Source organism: Sphingobacterium sp. UBA5670 (genome assembly GCF_002420705.1).
Lineage (GTDB): Bacteria > Bacteroidota > Bacteroidia > Sphingobacteriales > Sphingobacteriaceae > Sphingobacterium.
The window spans coordinates 1-19,568 of sequence record NZ_DIIM01000016.1 but is presented as its reverse complement, the minus strand read 5'-3'; the positions used below and the strand labels follow the sequence as shown (position 1 = coordinate 19,568).

Annotated in this window: 19 protein-coding genes; 10 read left to right on the top strand and 9 right to left on the bottom strand. The window is 38.6% G+C overall.

Features of this window, described 5'->3' with window-relative positions:
- The first annotated feature begins 120 nt into the window (after positions 1–120).
- On the top strand, positions 121–645 hold the full coding sequence (locus B3C94_RS13025) for a hypothetical protein (protein WP_293904303.1): 525 nt from the start codon (positions 121–123) through the stop codon (positions 643–645).
- 202 nt (positions 646–847) lie between these two features.
- Here B3C94_RS13025 and B3C94_RS13020 read toward each other — a convergent pair whose 3' ends face one another.
- Positions 848–1,423: a 2,3-bisphosphoglycerate-dependent phosphoglycerate mutase gene (locus B3C94_RS13020; RefSeq protein WP_293904301.1), complete on the bottom strand. Its 576-nt coding sequence runs from the start codon at positions 1,421–1,423 to the stop codon at positions 848–850.
- 429 nt (positions 1,424–1,852) lie between these two features.
- Between B3C94_RS13020 and B3C94_RS13015 the strand changes: the two genes are divergently transcribed.
- The 3 genes from B3C94_RS13015 to B3C94_RS13005 all read left to right on the top strand — a co-directional run bounded on the left by B3C94_RS13015 (position 1,853) and on the right by B3C94_RS13005 (position 5,205).
- On the top strand, positions 1,853–2,227 hold the full coding sequence (locus B3C94_RS13015; protein WP_293904299.1) for a BlaI/MecI/CopY family transcriptional regulator: 375 nt from the start codon (positions 1,853–1,855) through the stop codon (positions 2,225–2,227).
- Positions 2,224–3,591, top strand: coding sequence for a M56 family metallopeptidase (locus B3C94_RS13010; RefSeq protein ID WP_293904297.1), 1,368 nt, complete (start codon positions 2,224–2,226; stop codon positions 3,589–3,591). Before B3C94_RS13015 ends, B3C94_RS13010 begins: the two co-directional genes overlap by 4 nt.
- A 321-nt stretch (positions 3,592–3,912) precedes the next feature.
- Positions 3,913–5,205: a hypothetical protein gene (locus tag B3C94_RS13005; RefSeq protein WP_293904295.1), complete on the top strand. Its 1,293-nt coding sequence runs from the start codon at positions 3,913–3,915 to the stop codon at positions 5,203–5,205.
- Positions 5,206–5,308: 103 nt separating this feature from the next.
- Here the strand turns inward: B3C94_RS13005 and B3C94_RS13000 are convergent, their stop codons facing one another.
- The 4 genes from B3C94_RS13000 to B3C94_RS12985 form a co-directional block, all read right to left on the bottom strand.
- On the bottom strand, positions 5,309–5,740 hold the full coding sequence (locus B3C94_RS13000) for a hypothetical protein (RefSeq protein ID WP_293904293.1): 432 nt from the start codon (positions 5,738–5,740) through the stop codon (positions 5,309–5,311).
- A 573-nt stretch (positions 5,741–6,313) separates the two neighbouring features.
- Positions 6,314–8,704 (bottom strand): PDZ domain-containing protein, encoded by a 2,391-nt coding sequence (locus B3C94_RS12995; RefSeq protein WP_293904291.1) that lies wholly within the window; start codon positions 8,702–8,704, stop codon positions 6,314–6,316.
- A 182-nt stretch (positions 8,705–8,886) separates the two neighbouring features.
- Entirely contained in the window at positions 8,887–9,294 is a 408-nt protein-coding gene (locus B3C94_RS12990) for an EthD family reductase (RefSeq protein WP_293904289.1), read from the bottom strand.
- A gap of 75 nt (positions 9,295–9,369) precedes the next feature.
- The gene (locus tag B3C94_RS12985) at positions 9,370–10,425 is read right to left on the bottom strand and encodes an alpha-L-fucosidase (protein ID WP_293904287.1); all 1,056 of its coding nucleotides are present in this window, start codon (positions 10,423–10,425) and stop codon (positions 9,370–9,372) included.
- Positions 10,426–10,751: 326 nt separating this feature from the next.
- On the opposite strand from B3C94_RS12985, the gene B3C94_RS12980 reads away from it, so the two are divergent.
- Complete coding sequence (locus tag B3C94_RS12980) at positions 10,752–11,249, top strand: DinB family protein (RefSeq protein ID WP_293904285.1); 498 nt, start codon at positions 10,752–10,754, stop codon at positions 11,247–11,249.
- Positions 11,250–11,662: 413 nt separating this feature from the next.
- On the opposite strand, the gene B3C94_RS12975 is transcribed toward B3C94_RS12980, so the two are convergent.
- Entirely contained in the window at positions 11,663–13,159 is a 1,497-nt protein-coding gene (locus tag B3C94_RS12975; protein WP_293904283.1) for an acetyl-CoA hydrolase/transferase family protein, read from the bottom strand.
- A gap of 432 nt (positions 13,160–13,591) precedes the next feature.
- Here B3C94_RS12975 and B3C94_RS12970 point away from each other — a divergent pair, with 432 nt between their 5' ends.
- Positions 13,592–14,425, top strand: a complete 834-nt coding sequence (locus tag B3C94_RS12970) for an AraC family transcriptional regulator (protein ID WP_293904281.1) — start codon at positions 13,592–13,594, stop codon at positions 14,423–14,425.
- A gap of 39 nt (positions 14,426–14,464) precedes the next feature.
- Entirely contained in the window at positions 14,465–15,316 is an 852-nt protein-coding gene (locus B3C94_RS12965; protein WP_293904279.1) for a 3-keto-disaccharide hydrolase, read from the top strand.
- 231 nt (positions 15,317–15,547) lie between these two features.
- Here the strand turns inward: B3C94_RS12965 and rpsT are convergent, their stop codons facing one another.
- Positions 15,548–15,802 carry a 30S ribosomal protein S20 gene (gene rpsT / locus B3C94_RS12960; RefSeq protein ID WP_046671646.1) on the bottom strand — a complete coding sequence of 85 codons (255 nt, stop codon included), beginning with the start codon at positions 15,800–15,802 and terminating at the stop codon, positions 15,548–15,550.
- Between the two features lie 113 nt (positions 15,803–15,915).
- On the opposite strand from rpsT, the gene B3C94_RS12955 reads away from it, so the two are divergent.
- Together B3C94_RS12955 and sucD are read left to right on the top strand one after the other, a co-directional pair.
- Positions 15,916–16,449, top strand: coding sequence for an RNA methyltransferase (locus B3C94_RS12955; protein WP_293904274.1), 534 nt, complete (start codon positions 15,916–15,918; stop codon positions 16,447–16,449).
- 90 nt (positions 16,450–16,539) lie between these two features.
- Positions 16,540–17,412 (top strand): succinate--CoA ligase subunit alpha, encoded by an 873-nt coding sequence (gene sucD, locus B3C94_RS12950; RefSeq protein ID WP_046671644.1) that lies wholly within the window; start codon positions 16,540–16,542, stop codon positions 17,410–17,412.
- A gap of 79 nt (positions 17,413–17,491) precedes the next feature.
- Here the strand turns inward: sucD and B3C94_RS12945 are convergent, their stop codons facing one another.
- Both B3C94_RS12945 and B3C94_RS12940 read right to left on the bottom strand, forming a co-directional pair.
- Positions 17,492–17,992 (bottom strand): DinB family protein, encoded by a 501-nt coding sequence (locus tag B3C94_RS12945; RefSeq protein WP_293904272.1) that lies wholly within the window; start codon positions 17,990–17,992, stop codon positions 17,492–17,494.
- A gap of 7 nt (positions 17,993–17,999) precedes the next feature.
- Positions 18,000–18,887, bottom strand: coding sequence for a DUF4886 domain-containing protein (locus B3C94_RS12940; RefSeq protein ID WP_293904270.1), 888 nt, complete (start codon positions 18,885–18,887; stop codon positions 18,000–18,002).
- Between the two features lie 419 nt (positions 18,888–19,306).
- Here B3C94_RS12940 and B3C94_RS12935 point away from each other — a divergent pair.
- Positions 19,307–19,568: hypothetical protein (locus B3C94_RS12935; RefSeq protein WP_293904268.1), on the top strand; the 262-nt coding region annotated here is incomplete at its 3' end.

The following is a 19,568-nucleotide window of genomic DNA, read 5'->3' as shown; positions in this document are numbered from 1 at the left end:
AAGCAGTTACAAATCATTTATTGTTTATCAAAACATTTAAAAAAATATTTGGCAAACTATTTGTTTCAACAGCGAAAGTTTTCTGAGCGAAAACTCAATACTCAATTTTTTTAATTTATCATGAAAAAAGTAATTCTACCTTTTCTTACACTTTTTACACTATTATTTGTTGCTCATCAACAAGTAAATGCACAAACACCTTATCGCACAGCTATTGGTTTAGGAATAGACGTTGGCGACGGTCAAACACTTTTCGGTCCACAGATTAAGCACAATTTTGGTGGAAATGATGCCGGGAACGCGCAAGTATTATTTGGAGACAATATTACTGTTATCGGCGTTGATTATTCATACAACAAACGTATTCCGGGATCTCGGGGTCTTTCTTGGTATATCGGTGTTGGTCCACAGGTGTCCTTTATTGATTATGGCAAATGGCATGATGACTGGTATGACGATTATCACTGGAAAGATGGAAAAACACATACGGACTTTGCAATCCGTCCAACCTTAGGTCTAGAGTTCAGAATTCCTTCTGCCCCGTTAGCGATGCATTTCGACTGGAAACCTTGGTGGAATCTTTCCCATGGATCTAATTTCGAGCCATCGCGTTTTTCTCTAGGATTTAAATTCGTTTTGAAATAGAATAAAGATCATATAAGCAACAAAATCCTGCACATCATCCGTATGGCAGGATTTTTCACAATCAACTCTTGAACTTGGTATCAAGCTAATTATTAAGCAAATAAACCTCTTACATTAACGTAAATTTCTCAAAAATTGCTATTGATATGACCCTAACAATCGAGTAACAAATTGCAAAAATTGGTATTTGAATATAGAATGTTTATCCGTCGATTTGATACGTGATCGGTTGTCCGGTAGCAATCTCCCGTTCCAATATCTGTTCTGGAGAAAGGTGTTCCAAATACATAATCAGTGCCCTTAAGCTATTACCGTGTGCAACAATAAGCACATTTTTACCCACTTTAAGCTGTGCTGCTATAACATGTTCATAGTAAGGAATAACACGCTCGTAAGTATCTTTTAAGCTTTCCCCTCCTGGTGGCGGAGTATCAAAAGACCTTCGCCAGATATGCACTTGCTCAGCCCCATATTTTTCTGCTGTTTCGTCCTTGTTCAACCCCTCAAGTTTTCCATAGCCCCGCTCATTCAATGCTGCATCTATCACAATCGGAATGGGAGGATTTCCCATTTCGTCCAAAATAATTTTTAATGTATGTTGCGCTCTTATAAGTGTTGAAGTATAAGCAATATCAATTGGTTCATGTGCTAAGGCCACGCCAGCCTGTCGCGCTTCTCGCTGTCCTAATTCGGTAATATCAATATCTTGCCAGCCCGTAAAGCGATTTTCTAAATTCCATTGCGACTGTCCATGTCGGACTAAAAAAAGTTTTGCCATTATTTATTTCAAGTTTATCTGCTGCTGTCTTAATTGATTTATCTATCCAAAAAGATCCAATTTTTCTATGAAGAGACGGTAAGGTTACACTATATCCACCCACAGGAATATAATAGCAATATCTCCAGTTTTGTTTTATTTATCTCCTTTGCCACGCACTGAACCGTCTAAAGTTTCTATTCGCAGCCTATCCAGATGAAATGACAGATTCTTTATCCCAAAGCTGCAATACCATCCCCTGCCCCCTTACTATTTGTATATAGCTAGTGCTGATAGTCAAGATAAAAAGAAGAACCCTGTTGCTAAACCCCCTTTTATCTCCAATAGAAAAATAAATTAAAACACTAAAAATCAATTAAATAAAATAAAAAAGAATTATTTAACATATTTTAATTCTACAGTATGTAGAATGAATTCTATATTTGTAGTATGAATAAATTATCAGCTACGGAAGAACAATTGATGGGCTACATCTGGGAGATGAAAAAAGCATTTATGAAAGATATTATGGAAGCTTATCCCGAACCCAAACCTGCTCCGACAACTGTTGCTACATTATTGAAACGAATGACTGAAAAGGGGGCAATATCTTATGTGCTTTATGGGAATTCGAGAGAGTATTATCCATTAATCGCTAAAGACAACTATTATTTAGCACACGTCAATGATATCGTAGAAACCTACTTCGACAATTCAGCTTTAAAGTTTGCTTCTTTTTTCACGAAACAATCACAATTAAGCAAGGAGCAACTGGAAGAGCTGAAGAATATAATTGATTCCGAAATAAAAAACAAAGAGACATGATCCTATACATTGGAAAATTGATAACCTGTTCGGGTTTACTGTATCTTATCTATTGGTCGGTACTACGCAATCAGAAGCTGCTCGTATTTAACCGGCTTTATTTACTTGGAATTATCCCTTCGTCTGCCATCATTCCTTTGATAACGATTGTTGTTCCATTTGATATTCCGAACTTATTCAGCGACGGAAGCAATACATCCCGCTCCCTTGCAGCAGTCAATATGCGGCAGACAATGGATTTAGCACTTCCCCATCACGATCCTATCGATTGGTACAGCATTGTTCTGCTGGTTTATGCAATTGTCGCCATAGCATTACTGTCGAAACAGTTATTGTTATATCGCAAATTCTTGGCTTATATTCATGCTGCTGCGCCAAGCAATGATCATTCCATTTATGTTATAACAGGTTTAAAAACACCATTTTCATTTTTTCAAAAAATTTATGTTCCCAAGGAAGCCTATCAACGGGGGATTATTGATCAGTCAATTATAGCCCACGAACAAGCGCATGCGAATCAATACCATTCTGTCGATGTACTTTTCATGCAGCTATCGTGTATACTTCTTTGGTTCAATCCCTTTATCTATTTTATCCAAAAATCGATTCGACAAACGCACGAATACCTTGCAGATCATGCAGTCGTTCAGGTTCATGAAAAATTGAGATACCAACATTTGATTATCGAGTGGAGTATGTCCACACCTGATATAAACGCATTACCGGCCAGTAATTTTAATTTCTTAACAACAAAAAAACGATTAATTATGTTACAAAAAAGAACAACCAAAGGTAGGCTCTTGCTAATGCCCGGGCTTACTTTATTACTGACAGCAGCCATTTCTATCTTGTTTTCAACACATGTAGAGGCACAAAAAACAACGCCGGCTAAAACAGAAAAAGAGAAACCAGCCAAACCTTTAACAGCTCCACCAGCCTCAAGGCAACCAGGTGCTCCCAAAGCTAACGAAACCCGGCCTAGTCCTCCGAAAAAAGATATTACAGCTCCAATGAAATCCCAGCCGAGCGCTGCTTACCAGCAAGAAGATAAAATACGTTTCCCGGCACCCAAGAAAAAATCTACCCCACCTCAAAAATCACCGAAAATAGTCGATGAGGTACGTGTTGAACGAATCAAATTTGCGGATACTCAAATAGAGCCTGCTCCATCAAAAAATGTTTCACCGATAATTGAAGAAGTAAAGGTCGAAAATATTCAACCACGGCAACCAAGACGGATCAATGTTTCTGCAAATGCGAATGTCAATTCGAATCAAGACCTGCAGTTACACGAAGAAAAAACTGTAAGGATTGTCTTAAAAGGAAAACCAGAAGTAGAGGTAAATACACTGAACAAAAGATAGAAAAGTACCGCTCTGAATAACAATAAGAGGAATAATTTTCCTCTTATTGTAACATCTGACCGCTTCAAGCTCATTTGCCTTTCAATCGCTGAAAACATGATTACCTAACGAAATATAAATTACCTCCGTTTTATTTTTCCCTTCAGCTTAGCACTAACATGCGAACAAACTCCAAAATGTTACGACCCCAAATTTCCAATAAGCATAAAACCATTCGATGAAGCTATCCCCAGCAAAAAAATAAAAATCTTTTTTATTACCTTAGATAAATAAATCGAACAAGAAAACAACTTGTTTTTTCATTAACTATAGTTCACATATATGAAATTATATGCCTTTGTATTGGGAATAGGCCTATTTCCTGTTACAGGATTGTGTCAAAAGACCGTCAGTCCAGGTAGCGGGGATATCAATACCAGTAATATAAAACCAGAAAAATCACTATATACGGTCTATTATGTCAAAGATAACACTTGGGACAAACAAGGATCATTGACCTACGATATTGTAGCCGCCAACAATCAACTGACCTTAACCAATACCTATGTTCCCAAGGATAACGCCTGGACCTCCATCCGCACGACTGTCGCTGATGCAAAAACACTTCAGCCTATCAGCTATACCAGTGATGGCAAGGAAACAAAAGTGAACCTCAACTTTGGTGAAACAATTACAGGTAATTATTATTCGAAGAAAACCAAAAAGGAAAAAAAGATCAACTTAAAGCCAACTAGATCGTTTGTCGATTTTAACTGGACCGACCACATGATTTCAGCCCTACCTTTAGACGTTGGTTATAAAGCGCGCATCCCGCAATTCTATTACAATAGTGATTCGGACATTTTTGTCGAAGACTATACTATCAAGGAAGTAAAGAGCTACAGTTATGGTTCGCCAAAAACAGGCAAGCACAACAGCTGGCTGGTCACACTTTTAGAAGAAAGTACCGGAGCCATCTATAATTACGTCATCGATAAGAAAGATCATCGATTATGGCAAAGGGAAATGTCTATGGGAAATGGCAAGTGGGAAATTACGGTAAATGAGGAACTGGACTATCAACCTATTAAAAATAGATTCAACAAAGAACAAGCCGCCCAGCAAATTTCCCAGGGGAACAGTGTTATTATCGGAACTGCCTACGCACGATCCAGTTCCGGAAAAAGACTTGGCGGACTCGTGAATACAGCCAAAAAGCAATATGCTCCAAAAGGGACAGAAATTACTCTTTTTGCCAACTCTGCCTATTACGAAGAATGGCTGGAAGTCAATAAAATGATCCGTAAACAGAAAAAGGTTCAGGAAGTTCCATTAGATCCTGATTTCGGTTATGCTGTTAAAAAAGCGAAGGTATATGATGATGAAGGCCATTTCGAGTTTGCAGACCTCATGCCTGGTGCCTATGTCGTTATGGCCAGCTTCGATTTTACCAATTCGTACAACTATTCCTATGTATCGGGCTATACTAATTATTATAACTATTGGGGCTATACAGGTTCCACGACAAATTATGGTACAGCTAGGTCCTCTTATGTCGACAAAGCCAATGTTGAAAAACATGTCACTATTGACAAAGATGGTGAAAAGAAAGAGGTAAACTTAAAGGAAATGTAATTCTAAAAAAGCCGTTAAACCATTTTGTTTTAGCGGCTTTTTTAGGCATTTATAAATACAATTAAATACGAGAAAACCATCGTTCCATTCTTTGTCTATCCATTTACTTTTTTCGAAGTTCAATATACCGGTCTATGCTAAACGGAAAGTTATCAGCGCTACGCAGCAGAAAACAGACAGCCGCTCCTACCCAGACCGAATAATCAAAAGTCGATTTGATCCCTAACGATAGGGTCATTACCATCGCAAAGCTAATCAACAGAATACCAGCAATTAATGCACTAAAACGCAACTTATAGCCAACCAGCAGCAAGATCGCTAAAATAACCTCTAAGAATGTTGCACCGATAGCAAGTACATTACCGAAAGATTCAGGCACAAAAAAATTAAGCGTATTGGAATAGGCCACAAAATTGGCCCAATTTCCCCAGGAAACATGAGCTGCTCCTGGTGCTCCCCAAAGGCCCAAACGATCTGCCACAGCAGATAAAAATGCTGTAGACACAGCTAAACGTACAAATAGTTGACTATACATGAGATAAAATTATATCAATCAAATTTAAGAGAACAAAGACAGTTTAAACTTAAGCCAGTTTAAGAAATTAGGCTAGATCATCCAATACCAGCGAAGTTGCGTCCTCATCTTTACAGCTATAGTTATGGCTTCACTTACATTCACCACTACGCATTGTATTTACTTTCTTCTGCTTTTATACTTAGACTTTCAAGCTTCTCGCGTTTATTATAGCCCGTTAAATAATTGCTGCTTTATACTTTCATGTGCCTCACCATTACCCTCTTTTATTAGATCTCTTTCGGAATTAAAACAATAAGGCTGCCAACACATGAGTGCTGTACAGCCTTATATATCATTAATACGAATAAGAATTTATTATCATGTGTCTACTCCATTAAATGTTGACACACTGCTATAATGACAACCAAGATGCTCTATAGTCCCAATGGAAATAAAAATTATTAATAAAAAAGTATCGTCATAAGATGCTCGATCTATCAAAACTACCTTAGTTTAATGCTAAATTATCACAAGAGCTGTAGCGCATGTCCAACTACAATGCTATATTTCAATCAGCCCATAGAAAATTTACTACAGCTGCAGGGTTAATTCCTGCTGTTGTTGGTTTCTAAAAATTAACACCTTTGGCTTGTCAGCGTGTACATGCTTTTTAATCGCTTGTTGCAGGTCTATTAATTGATCTATTTTCTCGCCCTGATAATTCAATACAACATCACCGACACGCAAACCGCTTCTATAAAGATTGCTTTTTTCATCCAACTGGAGTAGAAGCACGCCGTTTACCGAGGGTAGGCCGGCAGCCGACTGCTCGCCCAAGGTCTCCACAGATTTAAATAAGCCCGACTTCCAGGTCCACCTGCCCCCCTGCTCCTTTGCCAAGGATTGGATCGGCTGCGGTATTTCAGGACTAGCGGAAAGAGTTTTAAGTCTTTTACTGATAACTCCAAAATGCAGCATATCAAAATTCTTAAAACCTTGATCTTTCCAGTTCTTCAATCGGAAGTCGCCATGTGCAGGATTCGTAAAGTTCAATTGAATAACACGACCATCTTTTTCTATGCCTTTCGCCTGATCTTTTTCTAAGTCACCCTGCAGTCCATAGATATTATGGTCTACCTCTTCGCCCCAATATTTGACCTGGATATCCTGATGGGACTGCATCACGATATTATTACGGAAGACGTCATGACTATGCTGAAACCAGACATGCGGATGGAAACCATTGTTGATCATCACATTATTATATACTTTGCGATAAAATCCCTCTCTAAGCTTTAATCCTCCGCTTAAACAGAGATTGTTGTAGATCTCATAGTTGGAAGATCCGTCGTCCAAATCAATATCCCAACCGTGATCACATCGAAATCTATTGTCATGAATTTTGGTTGTTTTGATTGCATCAAGCAATATTAAATTCGGATGTTTCGTCGTCAGTTCATCCATCTCTTTGCGATTGGGATGCCAAAACCGGTCGCGTCCCCAAGAATTGAAAGCGCCATGATCACTGGTTTCCAAGACCGTATTAAAGACATCGTTATAGGCGATCTCATGACCTCCCCAGGTGCCATCGCCTACATTGATACCCGCACGGGGCACATTGTAAATAGTATTGTGCAAAATCCGTAACGATTCAGCCATAGAAACCTGTACGCCTGCAACTTGTTTTTCAATCAATCCAATGTTATGAATCAGATTGTCGCTGGCCTCACAGTCCTTGGGATAATTATTGGTTCTTGGTCCCTTGATGGTATCCATTTGGTCAAACGGAACAAATTTTTCATAGCGAAATGAAGGTGAACGGACCGCCTCCGGATCTCCTACAAAGTTGATTGCCCCAGCGCCGACCTGTTCGATCCGGTTGCCTTCAATCTTTAGACCTCGGTTGTACTTATTAACGAAAATTGCATTCCCGCCTAATTCAATAAAATCGTTCGCACGGAAGGTACAGTTTTCAGCACCCTCAATCATCAAGGCCCCTTGTCGGTAGATCGTCCAGTCACTGCGCAATAAGGGTTCGGCTGTTTTCATAAAGGTTGGAGCAGTATACATAAAGCAAAGGCCACTAACCTCAATATCATGTACTGGATTGGAAGATGATCCAGACAGGTTGATCAAATTTTCCAATTGTGGAGCCACAAACTTCAGTTGATTCGGATTAATTCCTTTAGCCGGCATAAAATATAATGTTGCTTCCTGCTCGTCCAGATACCACTCCTGAAAGGTATCGAGTTCTTCAAAAATATTCTCTACAAAGCGATAGGTCTCGTGCATTTTGCTGGGACGATTATTTTGCTGTCCACCTTCAAGTGTAACTGTTGATAAGCCATCTTTTCCTGTAATCTCATAATGGAATCCTCCCCAGCGACCAGCATGCAAAGCATGTACAATTCCGCCCTTAGGGTTTTTCCAGGTTGCTACACGTTCGGGACTTAATGCATCTGCAGCATAACCTTGAAATGGCAAGACAGTGGGATCATAGTTTGGATAACGTGCCCGGACAAGATGCTTATCATTAGCATATAAACTTTGGAAGTTTGTTCCTCTGGGCACCTTGGCTGCCCAAATACCGTGATCACCTTCTTGCCATTTGAGGTCAAGAGATTTGGCACCACTCAGTATAACCTTTGCTCCATCTGCGGATTTGATCCGCAAGGGATGTGTTGTTGTACCCGATACTACGGCGGACATCTGGATCGGCTTGTCCAGCTGATAAGTCCCAGCCATAAAAATGATTTCGATGCCTGGGGTATTTTTCCCGTTTTTATATTTTTCTACCGAGCGCAGTGCAGCGTCGGCTGTGGCATAGGGACTATCTATAGTCCCCTGGTTTCGATCGCTTCCTTTTGTGCTGATATAAATGCGTTTGACCGAGCCAGACTGTTGCCCATACACACCAAGGGTAACGGCACAGGTTAAGCCAATAAATAATAATTTAGGGAATAGCATGAGAGATCTCTTCATAATTTAGTCGTTCATATTAATTTCTAGCAGGACTATACCGGATATAAACTGCATATATAGCAAAGCGGTTAAGGTCATAAAATAAAGTCGTTTGCAATGCACAGACGACTTTTCTATTCGTGTATCCATACCATAGATCATATGAATATGAACTATGATATTTCGTCCAGTCAACTAATGTTCTATTGAATAACTTCACTAATCTGTACCTCTGGAGTAATATTCGTATATTTTGGAAAATCTTCAGCAAATTTTTTCCCATTTTCTTTTAAAGGATCCTGATAGGCTGCAATCGAATCAAAGTATAAATGGCAAATTGCTAAATAAGTTGGTCCAGCTTCCGAGCTACGTCCCGAAAGTCCCTTATCAATAGTTACACCTTTCAATGCTTTACCGTAAACTTGTTTGACAAGCGCAATATGTTGAGGGATATAATAGCTCCAATCAAATGTCTTTCCAGGTCCATTTGGATAAAAGATCGAGACCTTGATCATCCCTTTTTTATGAAAAGGTGGATCTGCCTTTACACGGTGCTGAACCCCCAATAACATGGTGATCAGCACCAGAACTAAAATGTGTTTTGTTTTCATAGCTGTTGATAAGTAAGATTAAATAACATTCTTTTTTTCCTATAGCCTTTGTCAAAAATCGATAATCAGCGATTATTATAAAGTCTGGTTGTTTTTCCGCTCCGCCGCAGCTTTTAACAAAATTTCCCTACTGGCTATGGGTACATTTCCATTCGCATCAGGCCCAATATTGAGCAACAGATTTCCACCTTTTTCATTGATCTCGTGCAGCTTGTTATTTACATCCATTGGAGATTTCCAATTATTGTCTGACTTTTTGTATCCCCAAGAATTGTTTAGGGTATAACAGGCTTCCCAGTCGTAATCCAATGCAGCTCCCGGATGTTCTTGCTCAGGCGTTCCAAAATCACGCTTAAATTGATCACGCTTTGCTACGCGGTTATTAATGATAAGAGAGGGTTTCAATTTGCGTAGATATTGGTACAGATCCTCCCCTGCGGCCATATCCCACCAATTCACCCAGTCTCCGTCAAACCAAAGGATATCTGTATCATATTTATCAACCAATTCCTTCAATTGATTTTTCATGTATTGAATATAAGCAGCCTTCTGTTCCGGTTTCATCAGTATCTGCCCCCAATCACCTTTACCCTTGGGATCAACATATTGTGAATTGTGGTGCCAATCGATAATGCTATAGTAAGTACCAAATCTGATTCCGGCTTTTTTACAGGCTGTAGATAACTCCTTTACCAGATCTCTTCCACTCATTGGCGTCGAAGCAATATCGTAATCTGTATAGGGAGAATCCCACAAGCAAAATCCCTCGTGGTGTTTAGTAGTCAGAACAATGTATTTCATACCAGCATCCTTAGCCAATCGAACAATACTGTCGGCATTAAAGTCTTTGGGGTTCCATGTATTGATTAGTTCTGAATACGTATTCTTCGGAATATTCATTTCCGATTGTATCCACTCAGCATATCCTTTGGTGGAGTTCCCTTTATATATTCCTCCGAGTTGACTATAAAGCCCAAAATGAATAAACATTCCATACTTTGCCTCTCTAAACCATTGCATCCGTTTGTCGAAATCCTTTTTGGATTCCTGTAAATAATTAACTTGGGCGTATCCCATGTTTATAAATAACATGGTCATTAGAGAAAGAAAACAGTGCGTTACTTTTATCATATTAATTTATATTGGTTAGTTCAATACTGCAAAAGCAGCTGTTGGATCTTTTAATCGTAGCTTGCTTACATGCGCAAAAGCTAAACCTTTCTGCTATTGCGAGATATACTGCAAAATAAATATAGAAAATATGAACAATACTTTCTATTTATTGCAAATAAGTTACGCTGAAAAATTACAACTTTATATCAGCCATGATTGTATAGAAAATAAAAATTGCCAAAGCTGGTTTTTAAACAGGCGACCGAGAAATTTAATATACATTTTTTCGAAAAAGGATTTATATTTAGTAAACAATTCACTAAACGCCATTCTATCCCGAAATTATGAGTTTAAAAACATTAGTTACTAAAAGCGTCGAGTATAACAATTGGGTCGTCAACAAATATATAAATTGGCTAGCTGATAAATCGGAGGAGCAACTTAACCAAGAGGTTCCCTCAAGCTTTCCGACCATTTTACAAACCTTGAACCATATCTTGCAGACACAGGAATACTGGTGGAGCCATATTTCAGAAAGCAATGATTTTGATTTTGAAAAAAAGCTATCGACAAAAGAAGAAATATTTGAAGCTCTAAAAAGAAGCTCAGCTCAACTTATAGCCTATGTACAAAAGTTATCTGAATTAGATCTGGAAAAAAATATCAAAGTGGAATCACCATGGTTTCAATGCGATTTCACGAAGTATGAATACATACAACAACTTATCCTTCACGGCACATACCATAGAGGACAGATCGTCACAATGGGCCGGTCTATTGGAATAACGGATGCTCCAATGACAGACTTTAATTATTGGAATCTTTATAAAGATCAACAATAAGGATTGGATCATCTCCATGGATAAAACATACTGAAAAAGAAAGTTAGTTTTTCGCTTGTAGAATTCGCTGCTCAGGGGCTCTACCAGCAACTTACGTAGACATCATGTTTCGTTTGCTGATTTCTTTATCCAGTTCAGCAGATTTTCATGTGAAGCAGAGAATTGGCAGAGGCGCCAAAACATGAGCAAAATTCTATACCGAACTTGTTGCTGCCTACAGTAAAACAATGGAATCTCCAGAAACCGGAGAATGGTTTCGGACAAAAATTACGATTGCTCTCAATCGCACAAATTAGGAGCTTCGCCGGATCAAAAAAGTTACAGCGGCTGGCAATAAGATAAAAAAATGCGGAGTTTAATTTTGAACTCCGCATTTTTTTATGCCTTTAGACAATAGCCAGGCTGGCCCTAGATTATTGGTCTTTTTTCATTGTTCCTTTTTCACGAAGATTGATATGCCAACTAAACGCTTCCTCCAACAAATGTGGGGTATGGCCTCCTCTTTCACACGCGCGATTATAGTAGTCAAAAAGCTGTTCTTTATAATCAGGATGTACACAGTTCTCAATAATTACTTTCGCTCGCTCACGAGGTGCTAAACCACGTAAATCGGCCAAGCCATAATCTGTTACCAAAATATCAACATCGTGTTCGGTATGGTCTACATGTGAAACCATGGGAACAATGTGAGAAATTGCATCCCCTTTGGATGCAGCCTGCGTGACAAAGATGCTCAAATAAGCATTACGGGCAAAATCACCAGACCCACCAATACCGTTCATGATATTCGTTCCTGAAGTATGGGTGGAATTTACGTTTCCATAAATATCGAACTCGATAGCTGTATTGATCGCGATGATGCCCAAACGTTTAATCAGTCCAGGTGTATTGGAAATGTTCTGTGGACGCAATACAATCTTATCACGGTATCGATCCAAATGATCGAACACTCTTGAATAACATTCTTCAGAGACAGTAATGGAAGAAGCAGAAGCAAAATCCAGTTTTCCGGCATCAATTAAATCAAAGGTGCTATCTTGCAATACCTCCGAAAACATGGTCAAGTTACGGAATTTACTATGTATGAATCCAGTCAACACAGCATTAGCAACCTTACCAATGCCCGCTTGAAGTGGCATCAGACTTTCTGTCAAATGACCTAATTCTACTTCATTCTCAAAGAATTGCAAGATATGGTTGGCTATCGCGGTTGTTTTGGTATCCGGTTCAGCAATGTCAGCAGGACTATCAAGCTCATTGGTAAAAACAATCCCCACTACCTTACTCGCATCTAAGGGGATAGTCTTCCGCCCAATCTTATTTTCTGGCGCTACGATAGGAATTACATTACGACGTGGGTAATCCTCGGCCTGATAGATATCGTGTATCCCCTTGATAGTCGTAGGTATTGCTGTGTTTACTTCTAAAATAACCTGTTTAGCCAAAGCAGCAAAGGTTGCAGAGTTACCTACTGAAGTCGTTGGCACGATACTCCCGTCCGATTCTATTGCAGCAACTTCCAAAACGGCAATGTCCACCTGCGGTAAATTCCTGTTATGAAGAAGCTCTGCAGTTTCACTTAAATGCTGATCTATGAACAATACATCACCAGCATTAATTTTATTACGTAGAATACGATCAACCTGGAAAGGCATCCGTTTGGATAGCGCCCCTGCTTCCGCTAATTTACCATCTGTTCCGTGTCCCAGCGAAGCCCCAGTAATTAAGGTTATTTTTAACGGCTCGACTTTCGCTCGCTCAGCCAAAGCGGGTAACACTACCTTACTGTCTCCAGCTTTGGTAAAACCGCTTGAACCAACGACCATTCCGTTTTGAAATAGTTTAGCAGCTTCTTCCGCTGTAATCACTTTATCATGTAAGCTTTGAACTTTTATTCTTTCGTAAGCCATATTGTTATAGTTTGATTTTATTCCATTATTGTAAACTTAAGAAATTGAAACCTATATATTTCCTTTATTTGAAAAGTTCTTTGGTATATTTTCCAACCTCTTAACCAAACAATTTTAGCTTTTTTTTCAACTGCATATTTATTATCATTCGACACAAAGTTATCCAAACGCGACTTAAAATAGACAACTCGCTACAAATCAAAAATATACAACAAACCTTAATAAAAAAATATTTTGTATCACACTGATTGATAATATATATCACGCTGAAAACAAACAACTTACAATAATAAAAGGAAAACCAAAGTAAGTAAATACTAACTCTCTAGCCGATTAATTGCAATTTTAATGTAAGCATACACTCACTTTCAAGAAGTAAAGGCGCTGTCTAGTAAAAAAATCTTACCTTTGCTGCATAGTATATAGGTTAAAATGAATACACAAGATATACCAACAGATGCTAAATATGTCAACCGTTATTATATGACGGAGGTCGACTCGTTTGAAGATAGCATTTACTGTCACCACGCTATTATAGCAGAGAACCATATTTCAGAGCATTGCCACGATAAAGATCAATTTTTATATACAGAAGGTGGTGTAGTATTTATCAAAACGGAGGAAAAATCATATTTTCTGCCTGCCCGTCATTATTTGTGGATTCCAGCCGGCGTAAGACATAGTATTCATCCAAGTACCCCTGAGGTCGTTATGCGTAATTTGTACTTTCCAAAAACTAATAATGACGCACCATTTTATAGTAAAATGGGAATTTATCCTGTCAATGATCTTTTGATAGAGCTGATTATGTTTACAAATCGCTGGAATGGCAATATCTTTCCGGTCGAAGAACCTAAATATAGTATAGCTACAGCATTTAAACTTATCCTGCCGGAATTATCACTACATGAGCTTCCATTAGCCCTACCCTATCCTAATCATCAGAAATTAAAGGATATCGTCACTTACCTCGAAGAGAATATAGAGGAAAATGTCAGCTTTAAAAAACTTGCCGGATTATTTAACATTAGTGAACGTACATTAGCCAGACTATTTCAAAAAGAATTAAATATGTCTTTTATCCAATACTACACGATACTCAGAATGCTGACCGCTCTAAAGCTCCTTTTGGACGAAAAACTAAGTGTAAATGAAGTTGCGCTCAAAGTCGGGTACAATAGCCTCCCCACGTTTAGTAACACGTTCAATAAGGTCGTCGGCATCCGTCCAAGCGAATATGTCAAACAAAAAGAATTGCTTATTTAAAAATGTTTACCTAATTTAGGTCAATAAACCTAATTCAGGATGAAATTCAAACATATCATTTATAGTGCTGGAATTTTACTGCTTAGCACTTCTTTATTTGCCAAATCTCAAGATAAAAAACCCAAACCCATTCAGTTATTTAATGGGAAAGATTTGAAGAACTGGACCCCAAAAATCAGAAACCACAAAGTTGGGGATAATTATAAAAATACATTTCGTGTAGAAGACGGTTTACTCAAGGTAAGATATGATGGTTATGATAATTTCAATTTTCAGTATGGCCACTTGTTCTACAATAAAGAATTCTCTGCTTATTTGCTGCGTGTTACTTACAGATTTGTCGGTGAACAGGTGAATGGTGGTGAAGGTTGGGCTTGGCGTAATAGCGGAGCTATGCTACATGGACAAGATCCTAATACCATGGGTGTAGATCAAGACTTTCCAATATCTATCGAAGGGCAATTGTTGGGTGGAAATGGCAAGGACGAACGGACCACAAGCAACCTTTGTACACCAGGCACAAACGTTGTGATCGACAATAAACTCTTTACGCCACATTGCATTAGTTCGACATCAAAAACTTATGCCGGTGATCAATGGGTAACAGCAGATTTCTTGGTATTGGGAGACTCCTTGGTCCAACATATCATCGAGAATAAGGTTGTTCTGCAATATAACAAACCTCAAATTGGAGGTGGAAATGTGACCGATTTCGACCCTAAAGTTAAAAAAGATGGTCAGCTTTTAAATAAAGGTACAATTTCACTCCAAAGCGAAAGTCATCCAATTGATTTCAAAAAGGTTGAGCTTTATGACTTGGAACCTTATATGAAGGATCCCAATAAATTGAAAAAGGTCATTGCAGAGTTACTTCCAAATTTGCAGCAATAAGATTATACCGTGGGAAGATTTAAAATAAAACCTTCATGCCTTTGAAAGCATCAATGGTCGTGAAAGCGAGCTGAAGATTCTTTCTGACCTATAAAATAAATACATCAATAAAAAAGCATCGATTTTCGATGCTTTTTTATTAACCATTCGCTTGGAAAGAGAAATCCAAAGTATATAACATAAAGAAAAGGGATACAGCGAGCTGTACCCCTCTATATCTATACAAACAGCTTACGCTAAACCGTTAACGAATTTTGTTAACTTAGATTTGTTGTTAGAAGCTTTTTTCTTGTGGATCACATTTTTCTTTGCCAAACGATCAAGCATAGAAATTACGCGTGGTAATAATGTTTTTGCTTCTTCTGCAGAAGTAGTGTGACGTAATTTTTTGATTGCGTTACGTGTAGTTTTTGCTTGGTAACGGTTTCTTAAACGTTTAGTAGCGTTTGCTCTAATTCTTTTGATCGCTGATTTATGATTTGCCATTTTTTTTAGCTAATTTTTATTCAATTTTTTCTTGTAATTCGGACTGCAAAAATAACACCTTATTTTCAATATTCAAAATCTATTTTATTTTTTAGGTTTAGTATATTTGCGACATGCAAAAATTATCGATGGATGAACTTCAACGTACAGACGTTGAATCGTTTAAAAAACAAGAAAAAACTCCTATCACAATCGTTATGGACAATGTACGGAGCATGCATAATGTAGGCTCAGCCTTCCGTACTGCAGACGGATTTGCTATTGAAAAAATATATCTATGTGGTATTACGGGTACACCTCCCCACCGTGAAATCGAAAAGACAGCGCTTGGGGCAACTCAATCAGTCTCTTGGGAATACCACAAAGATACAATTACCGTGGTCGATCAGCTTCGGGCAGAAGGTTACGTTATTGTTGCTATCGAGCAAGCAGATGACAGCGTCATGTTACATCGCTTTGAACCCGAAGATAAAAAAAAATATGCATTGATTTTTGGAAATGAGGTCAATGGAGTCGATGAAGAAGTCATGGAAAAAATTGATACCTGCATTGAAATCCCTCAATATGGAACCAAACATTCCCTAAACGTGTCTGTCGCAATTGGCATTATTCTTTGGGATTTTATCCAAAAACGCAATCTCAATTAAAAATTTATCAATAAAGGTCACATTACTATTCACATTGCTTCCATTTTAGAAAGCAAAATAGTAGATTTGTGTGCAAAATTTAAAGAAGAAATGAGTGTATTAGTTAATAAAGATTCAAAAGTAATCGTTCAAGGTTTCACTGGAAACGAAGGTACTTACCATGCTACTCAAATGATTGAGTACGGAACAAATGTAGTTGGTGGTGTTACTCCTGGTAAAGGTGGTCAACAACACTTAGACCGTCCTGTATTCAATACTGTTCAAGATGCGGTAGACGCTACAGGAGCTAATGTTTCTATTATCTTTGTACCTCCAGCATTTGCTGCAGATGCGATCATGGAAGCTGCCGCTGCTGGTATCGAAGTGATTGTTTGTATTACAGAAGGTATCCCGACAAAAGACATGATCCAAGTAAAATCTTACTTGAGCGACAAAAACTCTCGTTTGATCGGTCCAAACTGCCCTGGTATCATCACTGCAGGTGAAGCTAAAATCGGTATCATGCCAGGATTTATCTTCAAAAAAGGTAATGTAGGTGTTGTTTCTAAATCTGGAACTTTAACTTACGAAGCCGTAGATCAAACTGTAAAAGCAGGATTAGGTATCACAACAGCAATCGGAATTGGTGGTGACCCTATCATTGGTACAACAACGAAAGAAGCTGTTGAATTATTAATGAATGACCCTGAAACTGAAGCGATCATCATGATTGGTGAAATCGGTGGCGGAATGGAAGCTGAAGCTGCTCGTTGGATCAAAGAACATGGTACTAAACCTGTTGTTGGATTTATCGCAGGTCAAACAGCGCCTCCAGGACGTCGTATGGGACACGCCGGTGCAATTGTAGGTGGTGCAGATGACACTGCTGCTGCAAAAATGAAAATCATGCGTGAGTGTGGTATTCGTGTTGTTGAATCTCCAGCTGAAATTGGAAAAGCAATCGCAGAAGAATTGGCTAAATAATTAGACCATCAACCATATAAAAAAGGGAATCAAATTTGATTCCCTTTTTTGTTCTTAAACAATCTAACAAATCATCGCACTAACTAGGCATTCCTTCGTCTGCCGATGGTCCATATAAACCCGGTACAGCAATATCCAATAATCGCAAATAGACGGTCAGCTGACCACGATGATGAACAATATGATTATTGACAATAAAACGTATCGCTCCAGCACGTGGCAAACGTGCAATCTCGTAATCTCCTGCTTTCAACACCCATTCATTAAACCAATCTGCTTCAGCAATATTCTCAATTGTTGCCTTGTTGGCTTCCAGCCCTGCCGATAGAATCGTCTTTAATTCATCCACCGAAGACACTTTGAGCGGCGAATAATCCACTTTAAAATCAAATACATCTTTTGGTATTGCCTTATGTACCCAGCTATGTAATTCCACAACATGAGCTGCCAATTCTCCCAAGCTCATCGATTTCTCGTGTGGACGCCAATCCAGTTTATTGTCTGGAATCCGTTCTAAAATACGTTTGGTATTTTTTGTTTCATGATCCAATTCGATCAAATAGCTCTTTTTGATACTCATATAAATATTAATACATTAATTGAAAATCTTCTAATACCGTAACGGCATAAGGGGACTCCACAGCCTTATGTGCTGCCTCCCGAGCAATCTCCCCCTCAACATAGGTGACCTTAAGCGGTAAAAAGCTATTGTTCATCACATTTTCATGGAACAAAGACTCGTACCAGGCACAAGCGGCAACAAAACGCCCGTAATTCAAATTCAAGTGATAGCCATCACGCGTAAAATGATCACCTATAAAGCTTGAACGTGCATTTTGAATAGCTGTACCCGAAGGAACCAATAGACTAAAACTACCCCAGTTAAAGACCTCCTTCGAAGTATGAGTAATGGCCTTATACATGTTGTCTTGACTGCGGTTATAACGAACAAATCCCTCATGAGATGAACCGTTCTGGTAAGCCCAAGTCTGATGCAATATATATTGAGTTTCCGGGAATATGACATGTTTTCTAACGTAATCATATAAAAGCGGTAAATCCTTGGCGTATGAATCATAATCTCCGGATAATGGGCTCGCTTGCTGAAAACTAATATAATCCCATGCTTCATCGATAAGCGCCTCAGATAAACGCTCATTTGCTTTCTCGGACATTTGTCCGTCAAGATTGATTTTGCGGTAGCGATAGGCTGGTTTATCCTCTTTTGCGTTACTGACATGCAAACTTAGAGGAGCGCCACCAATATAGAGATTGCCGATCACGATCTTTTTCTTCCCAGCTTTCGCCAATTCATATAAATTCTGTTCAATAGCATCTTCCGAAAAACTATTACCGATAGCCAATATACGTAGCACACCATCGTCTAAAGCTTTACTTTGCGCATTCAATCGATTATCTTTTAAAAAGAACAAGATCAAAAAGCCAAAAACCAATACCTCTTTTACTTTCATCATAATACAACGTAATAACAACTAAATTAGATAATATCTAGTAAAAATACTAATGATAGGTCAATAAAGGGAGACTTTCTAGGGAATGAGCTTTGTGTCTCAAAAAGATTTCTTTGATGTAGCTCACGTTTCAAAACTCAAAATTATAAATCTAAATCTCTTGTATCAAAGGATTTGAATGAGGAATATCCAGTTCCTGTACATATCAGCTTTTATAATCGAACCATGGGGACTAGGTACTAGAACTAGCTGGGCTGTCCTCATGCTAAAGTTAAAGCTACACCATCTGAAAGAAGCCCCGTCACCAGTCTCCCTTGCTGCATAATATATCGTTAGGGGCCAATCAAAGCTCGCCCCATACCATTCGATATTCAGGATGGTAAATAGAAGCGGGATCCACTTCTCCACAAATCATGCTGTAGTTGCAGGTATACATACATAAGGGCGACGTCCCCTTCAGCAGAGATAGTGTTAAGGGATCAGAGGAGGTAAAGGAAGTTCAGCAACATTTTCAAATGTTCTTATCATGCCGCGATCCGATTATCCAGAACTCATCCTGCATCTTGCAGCTTGGGATAAATAAGGGAGCACCCGGTTTAAGTGATATGATTAAAGGGCATAATGATGCGTTACACCGCTACGGCACAATGACGCCAAGGGAAGTACGAAAGTATTTAAACGAAG

Bases quoted from the DNA above. Each gene is read 5' to 3' on its own strand.
- B3C94_RS13010 (WP_293904297.1), top strand. From the start codon at position 2,224: ATGATCCTATACATTGGAAAATTGATAACCTGTTCGGGTTTACTGTAT.
- B3C94_RS12955 (WP_293904274.1), top strand. From the start codon at position 15,916: ATGCAAAAATTATCGATGGATGAACTTCAACGTACAGACGTTGAATCG.
- B3C94_RS13025 (WP_293904303.1), top strand. From the start codon at position 121: ATGAAAAAAGTAATTCTACCTTTTCTTACACTTTTTACACTATTATTT.
- B3C94_RS13005 (WP_293904295.1), top strand. From the start codon at position 3,913: ATGAAATTATATGCCTTTGTATTGGGAATAGGCCTATTTCCTGTTACA.
- B3C94_RS13000 (WP_293904293.1), bottom strand. From the start codon at position 5,740: ATGTATAGTCAACTATTTGTACGTTTAGCTGTGTCTACAGCATTTTTA.
- B3C94_RS12940 (WP_293904270.1), bottom strand. From the start codon at position 18,887: ATGATGAAAGTAAAAGAGGTATTGGTTTTTGGCTTTTTGATCTTGTTC.
- sucD (WP_046671644.1), top strand. From the start codon at position 16,540: ATGAGTGTATTAGTTAATAAAGATTCAAAAGTAATCGTTCAAGGTTTC.
- B3C94_RS12995 (WP_293904291.1), bottom strand. From the start codon at position 8,704: ATGAAGAGATCTCTCATGCTATTCCCTAAATTATTATTTATTGGCTTA.
- B3C94_RS12985 (WP_293904287.1), bottom strand. From the start codon at position 10,425: ATGATAAAAGTAACGCACTGTTTTCTTTCTCTAATGACCATGTTATTT.
- B3C94_RS12980 (WP_293904285.1), top strand. From the start codon at position 10,752: ATGAGTTTAAAAACATTAGTTACTAAAAGCGTCGAGTATAACAATTGG.
- B3C94_RS12965 (WP_293904279.1), top strand. From the start codon at position 14,465: ATGAAATTCAAACATATCATTTATAGTGCTGGAATTTTACTGCTTAGC.
- B3C94_RS12945 (WP_293904272.1), bottom strand. From the start codon at position 17,992: ATGAGTATCAAAAAGAGCTATTTGATCGAATTGGATCATGAAACAAAA.
- B3C94_RS12990 (WP_293904289.1), bottom strand. From the start codon at position 9,294: ATGAAAACAAAACACATTTTAGTTCTGGTGCTGATCACCATGTTATTG.
- B3C94_RS13015 (WP_293904299.1), top strand. From the start codon at position 1,853: ATGAATAAATTATCAGCTACGGAAGAACAATTGATGGGCTACATCTGG.
- B3C94_RS13020 (WP_293904301.1), bottom strand. From the start codon at position 1,423: ATGGCAAAACTTTTTTTAGTCCGACATGGACAGTCGCAATGGAATTTA.
- B3C94_RS12975 (WP_293904283.1), bottom strand. From the start codon at position 13,159: ATGGCTTACGAAAGAATAAAAGTTCAAAGCTTACATGATAAAGTGATT.
- rpsT (WP_046671646.1), bottom strand. From the start codon at position 15,802: ATGGCAAATCATAAATCAGCGATCAAAAGAATTAGAGCAAACGCTACT.
- B3C94_RS12970 (WP_293904281.1), top strand. From the start codon at position 13,592: ATGAATACACAAGATATACCAACAGATGCTAAATATGTCAACCGTTAT.